The 15,563-nt window shown below is 53.2% G+C and carries 12 protein-coding genes and 1 pseudogene; 1 reads left to right on the plus strand and 12 read right to left on the minus strand.

Annotated elements, in window-relative coordinates; all coding sequences use genetic code 11:
* Positions 1 to 4 precede the first annotated feature (4 nt).
* The 11 genes and pseudogenes from H8B09_RS20965 to H8B09_RS21010 all read right to left on the minus strand — a co-directional run bounded on the left by H8B09_RS20965 (position 5) and on the right by H8B09_RS21010 (position 13,136).
* Positions 5 to 1,087, minus strand: a complete 1,083-nt coding sequence (locus tag H8B09_RS20965) for an ATP-grasp domain-containing protein (RefSeq protein ID WP_191205506.1) — start codon at positions 1,085 to 1,087, stop codon at positions 5 to 7.
* Positions 1,084 to 1,923, minus strand: a complete 840-nt coding sequence (locus tag H8B09_RS20970) for an HAD family hydrolase (protein ID WP_191205507.1) — start codon at positions 1,921 to 1,923, stop codon at positions 1,084 to 1,086. The genes H8B09_RS20965 and H8B09_RS20970 overlap by 4 nt, the downstream gene beginning before the upstream one ends.
* Positions 1,920 to 3,032 (minus strand): cysteine protease StiP family protein, encoded by a 1,113-nt coding sequence (locus H8B09_RS30615; protein WP_224753863.1) that lies wholly within the window; start codon positions 3,030 to 3,032, stop codon positions 1,920 to 1,922. Before H8B09_RS30615 ends, H8B09_RS20970 begins: the two co-directional genes overlap by 4 nt.
* A 135-nt stretch (positions 3,033 to 3,167) precedes the next feature.
* A pseudogene (locus H8B09_RS30620) lies at positions 3,168 to 4,532 on the minus strand (phosphoribosyltransferase family protein); the annotation flags it as partial.
* Positions 4,477 to 5,700, minus strand: coding sequence for an HpcH/HpaI aldolase/citrate lyase family protein (locus tag H8B09_RS20980; protein ID WP_224753823.1), 1,224 nt, complete (start codon positions 5,698 to 5,700; stop codon positions 4,477 to 4,479). The gene H8B09_RS20980 and the pseudogene H8B09_RS30620, both read right to left, overlap by 56 nt.
* A gap of 97 nt (positions 5,701 to 5,797) precedes the next feature.
* Positions 5,798 to 6,523 carry a TerC family protein gene (locus H8B09_RS20985; RefSeq protein ID WP_191205509.1) on the minus strand — a complete coding sequence of 242 codons (726 nt, stop codon included), beginning with the start codon at positions 6,521 to 6,523 and terminating at the stop codon, positions 5,798 to 5,800.
* Positions 6,524 to 6,690: 167 nt separating this feature from the next.
* The gene (locus tag H8B09_RS20990; RefSeq protein ID WP_191205510.1) at positions 6,691 to 7,272 is read right to left on the minus strand and encodes a TerD family protein; all 582 of its coding nucleotides are present in this window, start codon (positions 7,270 to 7,272) and stop codon (positions 6,691 to 6,693) included.
* 84 nt (positions 7,273 to 7,356) lie between these two features.
* The gene (locus tag H8B09_RS20995) at positions 7,357 to 7,932 is read right to left on the minus strand and encodes a TerD family protein (RefSeq protein WP_191205511.1); all 576 of its coding nucleotides are present in this window, start codon (positions 7,930 to 7,932) and stop codon (positions 7,357 to 7,359) included.
* Positions 7,933 to 7,979: 47 nt separating this feature from the next.
* Complete coding sequence (locus H8B09_RS21000) at positions 7,980 to 8,576, minus strand: TerD family protein (RefSeq protein WP_191205512.1); 597 nt, start codon at positions 8,574 to 8,576, stop codon at positions 7,980 to 7,982.
* 329 nt (positions 8,577 to 8,905) lie between these two features.
* Positions 8,906 to 11,716 (minus strand): glycoside hydrolase family 3 protein, encoded by a 2,811-nt coding sequence (locus H8B09_RS21005; RefSeq protein ID WP_191205513.1) that lies wholly within the window; start codon positions 11,714 to 11,716, stop codon positions 8,906 to 8,908.
* A gap of 220 nt (positions 11,717 to 11,936) precedes the next feature.
* Complete coding sequence (locus H8B09_RS21010) at positions 11,937 to 13,136, minus strand: helix-turn-helix domain-containing protein (RefSeq protein ID WP_191205514.1); 1,200 nt, start codon at positions 13,134 to 13,136, stop codon at positions 11,937 to 11,939.
* A 280-nt stretch (positions 13,137 to 13,416) separates the two neighbouring features.
* On the opposite strand from H8B09_RS21010, the gene H8B09_RS21015 reads away from it, so the two are divergent.
* The gene (locus H8B09_RS21015; protein ID WP_224753824.1) at positions 13,417 to 14,157 is read left to right on the plus strand and encodes a GT-D fold domain-containing glycosyltransferase; all 741 of its coding nucleotides are present in this window, start codon (positions 13,417 to 13,419) and stop codon (positions 14,155 to 14,157) included.
* Here H8B09_RS21015 and H8B09_RS21020 read toward each other — a convergent pair.
* Positions 14,147 to 15,508, minus strand: coding sequence for a nucleotide sugar dehydrogenase (locus H8B09_RS21020; RefSeq protein WP_318152674.1), 1,362 nt, complete (start codon positions 15,506 to 15,508; stop codon positions 14,147 to 14,149). The genes H8B09_RS21015 and H8B09_RS21020 overlap by 11 nt on opposite strands.
* Between the last annotated feature and the right edge of the window lie 55 nt (positions 15,509 to 15,563).

Consider the following 15,563-nt stretch of genomic DNA (forward strand, 5'->3'; position numbering starts at 1 on the left):
GCTGTCAATGTGACCGGTCACCGGCTAATGAAGCCTCACGCTCTTGACCCGCCTCGAATGTTGCCATCCGCATAGCAAGTTCAATATGGCTCGTCATCATATTGTACTCCAGTTTCAGCTCGCCAATCGGCTGTCCCAGCGCTGCTTTCACGCCCAAATACGGGAAGTTAATGCCCGTCAGGCAAGTGGCATGAAGACCGCCGGACATGCGCGGATTAATTTCCAGAAGTTTCGGAACACCGTTCGAATATCGCATTTGAATGTTGAAATTGTAGGGAATTCGATAAGCCTCAGCCACGCGTTGCGCAATCGCCAGCAGCTCTTCGTTATGCTCGAGGACACGTAGACGTCCATCCGCTTTGCGCCGTGGAATCGCAGCATGCAGATTGCCTTGGCCGTCCGCAATACAGTCAATGCTGTATTCAGGACCTTCCAGCAGCTCCATGACCATCATCGATGGGAAACTGTCCGCCTGTGACAAAATCGAATAAGCTTCCTCGAACGTCAGCTCATTCGTTACATAACCAAACAGGTCACTCAGCGCATTCCGTTGATCATTCACGATGCGAAAGCCTAATCCGCCCTCCGAATCCGTCGGCTTGAAGCAGACGCGATGGCCTTCGGCGAGAAGCCGCTCGTACGCCTGCTTGAACCCTGCCGCGTCCGTTACGACCTCGTACGCCGGCACTTCCATAATGCCGCTCTCACGTACCTCTTCATAAAATTTGTCCTTGATCGAAATCTTCTCTAACAAATCAACGTCGCGACACACGGTTACCTTCGTGCCAATCGCGTCGAACAGTTCGATATTGCGGGCGATATCGAGCATCCGCAGCCGCGGAATGAACACATCGATCTCATGCTCCTTGCAGAAGTCAGCGAGCCACTGCACATATTCCACACCTTGAAGGACAGGTTCTGTCGCAGCATAGTCTGCCGCTTGCAGCGCCATATGACGGGGATCCGGATGCGTGCCATACAGCTTGAACGGAAGGCCGTCCTCATTGTTGCGGATGCTGTTCATATAATGATAGGCAACGGAAAACCAACGGTTAAAGTAGACGCGATACTCCTTCTTGCTCTTCATGACGAACGTTCCCCCCATGTTCTTTGTCCCAATGATTCAGCCTTCGTCTGCACGAAAGACGCAATCTCTTCCCCTGCATACAAGCCCGAACGCTCCGTAAATACCCAACTGCCATGCTGCCCAGTCGTCTGATAAACGCGGTACAGCTCTCCATGAGCAGGAGCGATCGCATCATCTGCTGCCTCCAGCAGGCTTCGATCCAGCAGTGAATCGCCTGAGGCGATAAGCGCTGCTTCCGGATGACGCTGCCTAATATAAGAGACAGCATCCCTCTTGTTCACAACAGCAGGCACGAGGTACACCTTCCGTCCCTGCACCGATACTTCCCATCCCCGCTCAGCGAGCAGCTCCGCACGCTCCTGTACGGCTTCCAACGGCAGCTTGTCTCGGTCCACCATATACACATAAAACAACTCATCGCACAGACGTTCTTCCTTCACCCATTCCGGCTGAACGATTGGAGCAAACCATTGCCGCGCCTCTTCGGATGAACACGCGGCGCGCTTCAGCCGATCCTGTACAAGCTTCTGCCAGTAGGCATCTTCTTCGCCTCGGATCAGAATACGGCCGCCATTGCTCGTTATCGCATAAGCAGGCACGATATCCCGCTGGAACACCTCGATGCGGCGGTACTGCGCCATCGTCCGCGTCGTTACGGGAACGAACACAAGCCTCTCATTCAATTCTTTCAACACCGCGATGGATGCCTCGGACATGAAGGACTGCGACTTGCCGTTGATCCATTCCACGATGCGAATGCCTGGTTCGTCTTCCGGCACAATCATCGACCGTCTGGAGAAGATAAGCGTCTGATCCAAGTCGCTTGCATAGATCATGCGGACTCTCCCTTCAATGGCTTAATGATGCCGCAGCACGAAAAGGCAAGTCCCGGAAACGGCTCAACCGGCACGCCCCGCTCCTCTGCAAGCAGCAGAATAGGCGCAAGATGCGGATTGTCCACTCGGTCAACAAGAATCTTCCACGGCACGCGCCGCAGCAGCACACGGCATGTCTCGCCAACCCCCGGCTTGATTAGGTTAATATCCTCAATACCGAACGCTTGCTGCACCGCTTGAATGTCCGCAAGTCCCTGCCAGGTCGCTTCCGGTGATTCCTGCTTGTTCTTATCCGCACAACCAGCCGCTGTCTGCGCGATGACCTCAAAATGCGCCGCAATACGTTCAACGAACCGATTCGATTCATCGATCGAACGCCAATGCTCATAGAACTTGGAGCCATGATAATCATCCGGCCCGATCAGCCCGGGCTTCAGCACTGTACGGCTCATAAGGCCAGACACCGTGGCATTCAGGCACGCACTTGGAATGAGATAGTCCTCCCGCGTCCCGAACGTCTCCGAACAACGTCCAGGATCGGCCAGCACGGCGAGATCATCGCTCAACCGTACGCCATACTTGTCTTCGAATTGGCGGCATGCTTCGATCAACGTGCGGCGTATCGCCCCTTTGCCCGTCCAACCATCAACGAACTGAATCGATGCCTCTAACCCATGTTTTTGCAAAATATAAATGAGTGCGTTCTCGTCGATCCCTTTGCCCCGAATAATCGAAATGCTGTAATGCGGCAGCGAGACGCCGTAACGCTGCTCGATATACCGCTTAATAAGAACGCCTACCGGCGTCCCGGCCCTCGCCAGCGACACGAGTACGCACGATAATCCGCGTTTGCGAACAATAAGCTCCGCGACGGCTGCAATCCCTTCGGCGACCAGAGGCGCCGAATCGTCCAGCGTCTTACGATACAGCTGCAGGTATTGCTCCGAGGGCTCGTATTCCTTCGGCAGCATCTCCGAGTAATGAACGCCGGACTGAATCGCTTCTTCCCGGTCTTCGGTTGGCATCTCGAGCTGCGCTCCACGCAGGTCCTTCAGCAGGAACGTTACATCCGAAGGTGCATAACTGCCAAGCGGCACAGGCGGCTTCATCGTCCGTTCGAACACCTTCGCCACTCGTGGATCACGCGCCGCATGCTGGTCGTCCAGAGGATTCACAGGTTCTGAAGCGCTCGTGCAGCACACCGCATGAATCACCTTGCAGTTGATATGCTTCAGTGCTTCCAGCATCGGCGCGAGCCGCTCCATTGGCGTTGCCCGCTCCACAATAACGAAGACATCCTCATAAGCGTGAGCGCCGAGATTATAAAGATAATGCCGGACACCTTCATCGTCAGGCGAAGGGAATGTCACTCCGTCCTTGACCGCATAATCCGCACGATCCAGCGGATGAATCGGACTTCGCGTCGAGGACTGATAATAGACGCTGCCTTGCATCGCCGCAGCAATTTGCATCGGCACGTACATGAACTCCCCTGTGCCGATGACGAGCGTATTGCCACCGCTGCCAGTACGAAGCGCCTCCAATTGGGAAGCTGCGTTCTGTATCGCATCATCCGCCCGCTTCCGCTCCTCTGTTGCAATACCGAAGCGCCCCGTCTGTCTCATATACGGAGCATGATTCGAGCGTCCAGCCTGGTCAAGCGACACCGCCCCCACCGGCTCGAACACCGATTGCAGCATATGTACGCGGCATTCCGGGCAGGCAATAGGCAGCGCCTCGTCGGTATCCTCGCCACTGTTCAACAGCCCTTGCGGCGCCCCGTTCGGGAACGCCACGCCGTTCACTTCGATCGTTCCCCGATAGAGCGTAATCGTCTCAATCGAAATGTCGAACTCGTTCGCAAGCGAAGCGAATGCCTCTTCTGCCGTTTCACTGCGCCAATCGAGCAGCGATGCAACGACATACCGCTTCCGCGGAAATTTCGCATGCATGTCCCGAATGAGGTTCAGCGTCGTCTTCCCTGTCGTCATCTCGTCATCGACGAATACGACAATCTCGCCGTTATCCCAATAATCGCTTCGCTCCGCGTAACAGCGGTGTGCCACCGCATGCGAATGCTCCTCGTCGAACTGCAGCACCGAATCTCGGTCCGCCAACAGTTCTCGCGTCGTATGCAGATAGGTCGCATTGCTCTCGAATGCATCGAACATGGCATGTCCCAGCGCCGTTGCCGTCTCCGCGAAGCCGAGAAGCTTGAGCGGCATCGGCGGCCGCAGCCGTTCAGCAATTACCTTCCGATACACACTAGGCGCTTCAGTCGGGTCCGTTAAGCCTTTCATCGTCTGCTGCAGCAGCGGCTCCCATTCCGATGACCGTTCAGGCTGCAGATGCCGACACAGCAGTACAGCCAGCGCATAACCCGCAAGCAGCGAGATATGCGGATCGATTGGAATATGCTTGCCGAGCAGCTTGCTTACGAATAGAAACGAACGTTTCGGATTGTTGCGTGCCGCCATATGAAATAAGGATGAGATCGGAAGTCCAAATGGATTATCTTTCTCTGACACCGTCACCTGCAAGCTGCCGGCAATGTTATAAACGTGCGTAGCCTTGCTCTCGGAATAAGGCTGTGTAGCGTTGCTCATCATGCAGCACCCCGTATATATTCGCTCTCGCAATCATTTTTCTCGCCCAGTAATAATGCGGCTTAAATTCGTTCATCTTATTACCATACTCACTCTTCATGACGCCAAGGCTGCCATCCCGATTCTCCAGAATCGCGAGCGCATCCATATACTCTTCGCGCGTAACGGTGTACATGGCCTGTACCGTACGCAGCTGAACCGGGTGGATTACCGTCTTGCCGATCAATCCGTTCTCTTTATCCAACATAATCTCGCGAATGAACGTCGCACTCACATCTTCTGTTAACGTACCAAGCGCGGAGTGGCGTTGGTTCGGCAGTTCCGGCATCAGTGCATCACGCAGACGCGTTTCCCGCAGCGCTGCCAACTGATGAGGCCGATCGTTGCCCGTTCCGAAATATTCCCACACCGGGCCTGATACGACATACCCATCTTCTGCTCTGCCGAAAATATTCATAATGTCCGCAATGCAATCTCGTATCGCTGCAAGGTCATATACCGTCAGCTCTGGACTTCGTCTCAACCCGAATAGACTGGAGAAATCCGTCGCGCCAATCCGCACATTCAACACATAGTCCCGATAAGCGTCCAGCAGCCGCTTCGTATCGAGCAGCGTTTCCAATCGGCTCTCTCTATAAATAATCGAAGCACTCTCTAATACTGGCATACCATATAGCGGAGGCTCGTCCTGCTCTCTGCATCGGTTGTAGTCATCCAGCAGCCGGAAGTACCGTTCCCCTGTAGACGGCGTGAACTTTGGAAATACGAACCCGGTTACAATACGAACCGAATCCTCTAATCGGACTAACAACCTCGCCATCTGATCCGTTGAACGAACCCGAATGAAGAGGAGCGGCAGTCGTTCCTGCGGCAGCACGCCGCTATCCACAGCCGCGGCAACACGCGACAACTGTTGTATGAGCGAATATTCGGCTGCATCGACCATAAGGTCTGCTACAGCATCTTCAAGATCGATAACCGCCGTCACTAGTTCACTCAGCTTCCCCGTGATCAAATCGGCTGCAATCGTCGGACGCGTCGCAGGCATGTACAAAGCCGCTCCAACGGCATAAGCAAGTTGTTCTCTTGGCGTACGGTTCGAGAACGACATCGGCGGGCAGAAGAACATCGCCCCTCTTTCCTCTTCGGACAAATCATCATAATAACGCATGACGCTCGCTCCTCCCTTCTATCCCTTATACGAACGAATCCCTCCATAGTGGAGGGATTCGTATTATTACTATGAAAGAGCGCTGATGCAGATCTCTTTAAGCATTCTCTTTGACCTTCTTGCGGCGAAGGATACTCAGCACGATCGCACCGCCGAATACGAGGAACATCGCTGCGAAGAACAGGTAGTGCGAAATATGAACGCCGAATGCTCCCAACAGCATTTTGATGGCGATAACAGCGATCAGAACGAATGCTGCTTTCTCCAGCTCTGGGAAACGCTCGATGAGCTTGAGGAATACTTGCGCAACGCCGCGCATCATGAGAACGCCCAGAATACCGCCCAAGAACAGAACCCATACTTCGTTGCTCACACCGAATGCCGCGATAACGCTGTCGATACTGAATGCGATATCCATCAGTTCGACCATTAATACAGTCTTCCAGAAGCCATAGGCTTTACCTTCGGTCTGTTCATCTCCGCCGTGCTTGAACAATCCCTTGTATGCGATGAACATCAGGTAGGCCGCACCAAGTACCTTCACCAGCGTAAACTTAACGAGGTATGTACCGAAGCCAATCGCTAAGAATCGGAATACGTAAGCGCCAAGCAAGCCGTAGAACAATGCCTTTTTCTGCTGATCTTTCGGCAGGTGACGAACCATAACGGCCAGCACGAGCGCGTTATCCGCAGATAGCAGGCCCTCTAGCAAGACGAGGCTGAGAATGATGCCCCAGCTTGCCGGGTCCGTGAATGTTGCTGAAATGTCTGCCCAGGAGAAGAAATGACCATAGCTCTCTCCTATTTTGTTCAACCAATCCATGAATGCTGCCTCCAATAGAAAATGGGATAATCGTATTCGAAACTCTCCATTACGCTATACGCACAGCTGCAGCTGCAAGACAAGCGGAGAAGTTGTTTTCGATCGTTATCGATCGCACGCCCAGCTCGTACTGCCCAGCTTGCTCCACAGACAAGCCGGGCTGCAATCTAGTTCGCGTCTAAGCCGTAATTACGGCATAGCGCCATCAGTCCGCCTGCGAAGCCGCTGCCGATCGCTTGGAATTTCCACTCGCCGCCGTGACGGTAGAACTCGCAGAATACGACAGCCGTCTCTGTCGAGAACTCTTCCCCGAGATCGAAGCGAAGAACTTCGCGGTCCGAAGAAGCGTCAACAACGCGGACGAATGCGTTCGAGACTTGTCCAAAATTTTGCTTGCGCGATTCGTAATCATAAATCGTCACTGTAATGCCGATCCGATGGATCGAAGCTGGCACTTTGCTTAAATCAATGTTGATCTGCTCATCATCGCCATCGCCTTCGCCTGTCCGATTGTCGCCCGTGTGAACGACCGAACCGTTACCGCCCGATACATTGTTGTAGAATACGAAATCATCGGCGCCCTTCGCCTTGCCATCCTCGTACAGCAGAAAAGCCGATGCGTCCAAGTCGAAGTCAGCACCGCCGACATATTTGTTCGTGTCCCAGCCTAGACCAACGACAACTTGCGTAAGACCCGGATTTGTCTTCGTAAGATCAACGCGTTGACCTTTAGATAGTGAGATGCTCATCGAATTCTCTTCCTCTCCTGACCAAAATGGCGTGCGGCAGACCAGCCGCTAGAGCGAAGGTCTGCCGCACGGGCTTTCACCTGCTTATTGCAAGCCGTAATCGCGTACAAGGCCAGCCAAGCCGTCCTTGTAGCCGCTGCCGATCGCGCTGAATTTCCATTCACCGCTGTGGCGATACAGCTCGCCAACGACAACGCCCGTCTCGATCGAGAAGTCCTCGCCGAGATCGAAGCGGATCAGTTCCTCGCTGTTCGCATCGTTCAGAATGCGGACATAAGCGCGGGATACTTGACCGAAGTTCTGGTTGCGCTCTTGGGCCTCATAGATCGTGATCGTGAACGCGATCTTCTCTACGTTCGCCGGAACGTTCGCAAGGTCGATGTTGATCTGTTCATCGTCACCTTCACCTGCGCCAGTCCGGTTGTCGCCCGTATGAACGACCGAGCCGTTCTCGTTCTGAGGGTTGTTGAAGTAGATGAAGTTGCGCTCGCCCTCAACCTTGCCCGCTGCGTTAGTCAAGAAGACCGACACGTCGAGATCGAAGTCTTTGCCGCCGTCGTATTTGTTCGTGTCCCAACCAAGGCCTACCGTTACTTTCGTCAGCCCCGGGTTTGTTTTCGTCAAATCGACCTTCTGGCCTTTCGTCAAGCTAATTGCCATGGTATACACCTCTCTTCTGCAGAGCCGGCTTAGCAGCCGGCCACCGCTTATTTATGCTCAGCAGCTAACTGATTGATATGAACGGCGTGCGTGCCTTCACCGATCGCCGAAAATTTCCACTCGCCGTTATGACGGTACAGCTCGCCACAGATAAGCGCCGTCTTGCCTGCATAGCTCTCCGACAGATTGAAGCGAACGAGCTCATTGCCCTTCGTTCCGTCCATCACTCGTATGTATGCGGACTGAATCATGCCGAAATCCTGTTTGCGGTTAACGCAATCGTAGATATTAACAACAGCAAGAAGCTTGTCCACGCCAGCAGGAACCTTCGCCAGATCAATGAAGATCTGCTCGTCGTCGCCATCGCCTTCGCCGGTAATGTTATCACCGGAGTGAATAACAGATTGACATGGGCTTTGCTTATTGTAGAAACAAACAACGTGATGGTCGTTCGTCAATTTCGACTGCTCGTTAAGCATCAGGACCGAAGCGTCGCAGTCGATATTGGCAGCTTGCTTCTTCAAACCGAAGAGTCCGCCTTTCGTCTGCACAGGATCCCAGCCCAGACCAATCGTAACTTTCGTCAAGCCTGCATTGCCTTTCGTCAGATCAATCTTCTGACCTTTCACCAAACTAATCGACATCGTTTGTCCACCTCCCTTTCCAATTGTAACTGCAGGATGAATGCCGTTGAACCAGAAGGTTAAAGCCTTGAATTTCCAGACTCTAACCCCAACTATACTCTAGTAATCATCAAAAATCTACTTGCTTATACAAACATTTAGGCTCGGCTAAATAAGCTGATTTCATACGTTTCATGCATGATAAATTGTACTTAATAACAGCTTATAACCTTCCATACGTACGGTCGCCCAGAAAGGATTCAAAAAAAATACATTTAACATCATTTTCTTGCACAAAAAGCCTTACCGATCGTCTCTATCAAGATCGGTAAGGCTTTCACGCTCTCCAATTAAGCCAGTTTCAGCCAGCTGACACGAACGTCGCCTGTCAATGTTACGAACACGTCTTGACGACCCGCTGCGCCTTGCAGCGCAGAGTCGAACGTACGCCATGCTTGCTCGCCGCCTGTTGCTGCGATGTCAATCGACCCAACCAGCGTTCCTTGCGCGGAACCGAGGCGAACCTCCAGACGGCCGCCCTTCGCTGCAGCCGCAGCACGAACCTCAATCGCAGCTGCGCCTCCGCCAAGCTCAACGTCCTTGAACGCGATCCAGCCTGCCTCGCCGCTAAGCTCGACAGCTGCGAAACCTTCTTTGCTCTCGCCAAGGAAAGTGCCCTCATAGTCGTCGAAGTTCTCTGCCTTCGTCTGAACGCCAAGGTTGCGCGCAGGAATCGTCTCGCCGTTGATTCTCACAACTTCCGAAGTCCGGATATCATCGGACGTGCTGCCGATCAGCAGCGTGTACTCACCCGATTCAACCGCATACTTCTCGCGGGTAACATCCCAGATTGCCAGTTCAATCGCCGGAACCGTGAACGTAACCGTCTGTGATTCACCCGGCTGAAGCGCGATACGACGGAAGCCATACAGCTTCTTCACCGGACGCTTCACGCGGGATTGCTCAGCGCGGACGTACAATTGAACAACCTCTTCACCCGCAACGCTGCTCGTGTTCTCCACCCGAACCGATACCGTTACTTCGCCATCGCCGTTAATTTCAGCTGCAGCGACTTGCGCCGTGCCATATGCGAACGTCGAGTACGACAGACCGTGGCCGAATGGATAGAGCGGCTTGTCCTCGAAGTACAGGTACGTACGTTTACCTTTAATAATGTCGTAGTCCATAATGTCTGTCAGTTGGTCAGCCGAACGGTACCACGTCATGTTCAGACGGCCAGCTGGGTTGAAATCGCCGAACAATACGTCAGCCAGCGCAGTGCCGTGCTCTTGGCCGGAATGCGACGAGTAGATGACTGCCGGAATGTTCTCGTTGATCCAGTTGATTTCGAATGGATAGCCGCCCGTTACAACAACGACCGTATTCGGGTTCGCTTCATAAACAGCTTGTACCAGACGAAGCTGCGCTTCAGCCAACTCAAGACCTGGACGGTCGATTTCTTCCTTGCCGTTCACGAGTGGGTTGTTGCCGACGAAGACAACAGCCGTTTCTGCTTGCTTTGCTGCCTCGATTGCTTCCTTCTGACCGTCACGTACGACTTCCTTCTCGAACAATTCGGATGCTTCGAACGTCTTCGAATCGTTCACGCCAAGTCCAGCTTCAGCCGCGGTAACCGTACGATTGCTCCAAGTCGTGATCGCGTGAGCGCCATCGCCTTGCGGCACAAGATGGAACACTTCTTTCACGAACCAGCCATATACTTCTTCCGCCGATGCCGTTACTTTCTCCTCGTCCGTCGTTACATACTTGCCGTTGCTCTCCGCTTGCAGCGTCAGGCTGCCCCAGCCCCAGTCGCCTACATTAAATGTTTCAGCGCCTGCAGCATCTGCCGTTGCCGCCAGCTGTTTGCTCTCGGCTTCACTGATCGTCAGGTATTGGCCGTTTGCCTTTGAACGAAGCTTGATGCGGTCATTGCCATCAACGAAGGAAACCGATTTGCCAGCCAGCTTGCCTTGGATGGCTTCAAGCGGCGTTACTTTATAAGGAAGCGTACCGGAATACCAGTCGCGATAAACGATATCGCCGAGCGGACCGATAACGGCTAATTTGTTCAACTTGCTTGCATCCAGCGGCAGTGCGCCATTGTTCTTGAGCAGAACGACGTTCTTCTGCGCAGCCTTGAGCGACAAGGCTTGATGCTCAGCTGTCATTAGCGATGCGTCATCAATCGCTGCATATGGTACAAGCTCCTGTGGATCGAACTCGCCAAGACGCATCCGAACGCGGAACGTGTTCGCCACCGCTTTGTCCAGATCGGATTCCGCAAGGAGTCCCTGTTCAAGCGCTTCACGGATCGCTTGCGTGACGACCTTGAAATCGTCCGTAACGCTGTCGATACCTGCTTTGATCGAGTCAGCGACAGCAAGCGCCATCGAATCATAATATTTGTGATCGTTAACGATACCTATCATATCTGCCGCATCACTTACAATGAAGCCGTCCATCCATTGGCCCTTAACAACGCTGTTAACCGTCTCATGCAGAAGCGCTGGCGTGCCGTTAATGGAGTTGTAAGCCGTCATCATCGATTGCGCGCCGCCTTTGACGAACGCAGGCTCGAATGCTTTGAAATAATATTCGCGCATGTTGCGCGGGTCAATGCTCGCGGAGCAGCTGCCGCGGTTGATTTCGTTGTTATTGCCTAGGAAGTGCTTCAGCGATGCGACTGCCTTCAAGTATTTCGGATGGTCGCCTTGAATGCCTTGCGTCAGCGCAGCCGTCAATTCGCCAGTCAAATGCGGGTCTTCGCCGTATGCTTCCTCCGTACGTCCCCAACGCGGGTCGCGCTCCATATCAACCGTTGGCGCCCACAGCGTCAGGCCGTTAATCTCCGGCTTGCGCTTATAGAATACGCGAGCCTCCGTACCGATAACGTCACCGATCTGTTTCAACAGATCTTGGTCCCATGTCAGGCCAAGGCCAATCGGCTGCGGGAAGCTCGTTGCCTCTCCCAGCCAAGCGATACCGTGTGCACCCTCCGTACCGTGCTTGTAAGGCGCGATGCCCAGGCGTTCGATCGCAGTCATATACTGCGGCATCGAATCCACTTTCTCGTCAAGCGTTAGACGCGAGACCAAGTCCGCTACACGTTCTTCGAGCGGCAGTTCCGGATTGCGGAACGGATATTCGTACTTCGTCATTGTTGTCGCTCCTTTATTGGATAAATAATGAATTAGTTTAACCTTTAAACGAATGAACGATGCCCTCATTATACTAAGCGAAAGCATATAAAACAATTGCTAAAACGATTTCGATAACGCTTACATTAAGTATAATTTCAAAATTATTACAGTGCAGGCATTCCATTGCCTGCACTGTACGCTTACGTTCTTATAAAGTTAATCGCCGCTCCTATTCAAGTTACGATTGCTGATGTATACCGCTTAACATCGCACTGATCATAGCGCCAAGCAACTGCTGATCAAGGAATGGCGCGAGACTGGCGATAGAATTCGGCGACAGCTCTCCCGCTTCTGCCGCACGTTGTACAAGCCCGGCTAGTTGTTCTCTACCTAGGAATGGCGCAAGGCTAACAAGCGTATTCAACGACAGTCGTCCACGTTCCGATGCTCCCTGGACGATCGCATTAAGCCGTTCTCTGCCGATGAAAGGCGCAAGACCGATGATCGCATGCTCGCTAATCTCGCCTTGCAGCCCGCGTTCTGCAAGGCTGCCAAGCGCATCCTGACTCATGAATGGCGCTAAGCCGAGTACAACCTCCGTACGTATAGAGCCTTCTGCCGCCATCTCGGCGAATCGGTCGACAGCGCCGCGCTCCAGGAAGGGCGCAAGACCAACGAGCAGCGAGCCTTCAATCTCGCCATTAATCGCCCGCTCCGCTAAGTCTCCAAGTGTCTGACGGTCAAGGAACGGTGCGAGCGATACGACCATATGAAGGTCGAACGCCCCTTCCTCCGACGCCTTTACAAGTCGGGTCAACTGTTCCTTGTTCAAGAATGGAGCGAGGCTAACGATACGCTGCGCAGAAACGGAATGTTGTTCAGCCGCCTCAACAAGCCTGTTCAGCGATTCTTCGGAAAGAAACGGTGCAAGGCCTTCGATGAATTCCCAGCCCCATGTCTGCGATACGGAAGTAACGACCTTATGCAATGACTGCTTGGAAACAAAGGGAGCCAGTTGGAACGCGAACTGTTGATTGAATACTTCCGGCTCTAGCTGCTGCGTCAGCTCATTCAGCGTGCTCGCCTTCAACATCGGCGCAATCTCGATTAAATCGTCTGCTGCCGCAGCATTCTTATTAATGAAGGATGCCGCTTCGTCCGTCTGTCCTTCCGAAAGCTTCTCAAGCAGCTTGCTGGCATAGACGCTGCCATTCTGTGTACGGTCCCTGCTGCCGCTAAGCAGCAGTTCATCTAGTGAGATTTCGAACAACTCTGACAACCGAGGCAGGATTGCAACGTCCGGCAGCGATTCGCCTCTCTCCCATTTGGACACCGCTTGATGGCTGATGTTGAGCTTCTCCGCTAAATTGGATTGCGTCATATCCCGTTCCTTGCGCAATTCTGAAATACGTGCCCCGAATTTTCTCGCGTCGATCATTCCGAATCCCCTCCATATCCAATGGAACAGTGCGCACTGTCTGAATCGAGCATAGCATACGACTCTTCCAATCGGCTATCTACTATCAGTTGAATCGGCTCAGCCCTTATAACAGGCGGGTTCTTGACCTAGCGGAAGCCGGATTCTACCGGCAGTAGAATTCGGTTTTACAAGCGCGGATAGGCATTTATTGTGACGGTACAAATGCATAACCCCTCAACGCGCCAAGCTACATATAATGCAGCAGTTACTTATTCTGCGGGGAAAGCGGGGATGGCGGTTGTCTGTCTACCTGGAACTGAACGATGTCCTCCGTAAGATCGATCAAGCATTGGTGGACCGCAAGCCGCTGTCACTCGTTCGAGTCGGAGACGGCGAGAATATCGTGCTCGCACAGCGGTCCGTGTGGACGGTGCGCCGAGTGCTGCGCGAACGCTGGGCGATCAAAGCCAATAATGGCGAAAAAGGCGTTACGCTGCCCAACATTAAACTGCGCAACGAGCTCGTCAAATCGATCAAAGCTGCCTCCATCGTCGGTCTGCTTCCCCTGGACGATGAACAGATCAAGGCGCCGAGTTATCTTAAACGGCCGCTTACGAATCGGATCTTTCGCCACTTCAAGCTGAACCCAGACGTGCAGTGCCATGCATGCGTCAATCGCGAGATGCCGAGCAGCGATCAATTCTGGCGTATTCTTCGCCGGAGAAGGATCCTTATCATTACCCGTAATCCCGAACCGCTTAAGGAAATACTGGAGCAGAAGCCGCTAGGGCTTCATGTCGCCTATACAATCCCGTTCTCGCATTACGATCAAATCGAAGAAACGATGGACATCGTTAAGACTATTCGTCACAAGTTCGATATTGCGCTTATCTCCTGTGGCGTCAACGCTGTCATTCTAGCCCCGCGAATTGCCGAGTTGACGGGCAAAGTCGCCCTTGATTTCGGCAAAGGCCCTGACCGGATTGCGGCAGCTTTGAAGGCTAGAGCTCGCTTACTTTCGAAACGTCCTATTCGCTGACCTGCTGCCTTGATTCTATGCTTGCGCGGGATCCTCCGCCGAGTCTCTCCAGCTTGCCTCTGCTCGTCAGTCCTCGCGTCGCGTTGCGCGCATCGTAAAGGACGGCAGCTTTCTCAACGATGCGCTCGATCGGCAAGTCAGCATGATCCGTATGAATGACAGTACAATCAGCGGCAGACAGCACTTCATCCGTAAGATCCAGAGAATGAATGACAGAGGTGCCAATCCGCACCGAAGGCACATAAGGATCGTAGTAGCTTACATCCGCCCCGGCTTGCTGCAGCAGACGGATAAGCGTCAGCGCACTTGATTCGCGCATGTCCGCAATATTTTTCTTATAGGCAATCCCGATCAATAGAACGGACGCTCCGCTCAATGTCCGATCAGGACCGAGCAGACGCGCGATCCGGTTCACTATATAGCGAGGCATCGTCTCATTCGTATGATGCGACAGCTCGATGAACCGACTCTCCGTACCGGAGCGACGTGCTGACCATTGCAAATAAAGCGGGTCAACAGGGATACAATGACCGCCGATACCAGGGCCAGGCTGGAACGGCATAAAACCGTAAGGCTTCGTACTTGCTGCCTCGATCACTTCCCATATATTCAACTGCAGCTCGTCGCACAACTTAGCGAACTCATTGATAAATGAAATGTTAATGAGCCGGAAGCTATTCTCCAGTAGTTTCGCCGCCTCTGCTATATCCGTTGAGGATACTGGCACAACATGCTGGAATATACGTCCATACAGCTCTTGGACTCTCATCAAACAGTCCGAAGATGTACCGCTAACGATCTTGGGCACATCTTGCAACTGGTGGATGTGATTGCCTGGGTCAATCCGTTCTGGCGAATAGGCAAGATGAAAATGTACGCCTGCCCGCAATCCGCCCTGCTCCAGCATCGGCTGCACAAGCTCGCGGGTCGTGCCTGGATAGGTCGTACTCTCCACAACGACGAGCTGACCGGGCTGAAGAACATTTCGCAGCTGCACACATGTATTCGTAATGAAACTGACGTCCGGTGTATGCTCCTCTGTCAACGGTGTTGGCACGCAAATGACGATACTGCCCGCTCCCATCAGTTGGTCGTAATCCGATGTTGCTAATAACTGCCCTGAACGGACAGCCGCCGCCAGTTCATCGTCGCTTATGTCTTGAATATAGCTCTTCCCATCCTTCAACAGCTGAAGCTTGCGCTCGTCGATCTCGATGCCAATCACTTGCAGACCGCTGCGAATACATGCCATGGCCAGCGGCAGTCCGACATAGCCAAGCCCGATTACGCCGACAATACCCGCTTCATACACATACCCGCCGAATGACGTTACCACATGCTTATCATGCACAGCTCCGCCCTCCCTCCTGCTTGTTGCTTCTCTTGTATAAGGTACGGACAAGAAC

This window comes from Paenibacillus terricola (assembly GCF_014779765.1).
In the GTDB taxonomy this organism is placed as follows: Bacteria; Bacillota; Bacilli; order Paenibacillales; family Paenibacillaceae; genus Paenibacillus_T; species Paenibacillus_T terricola.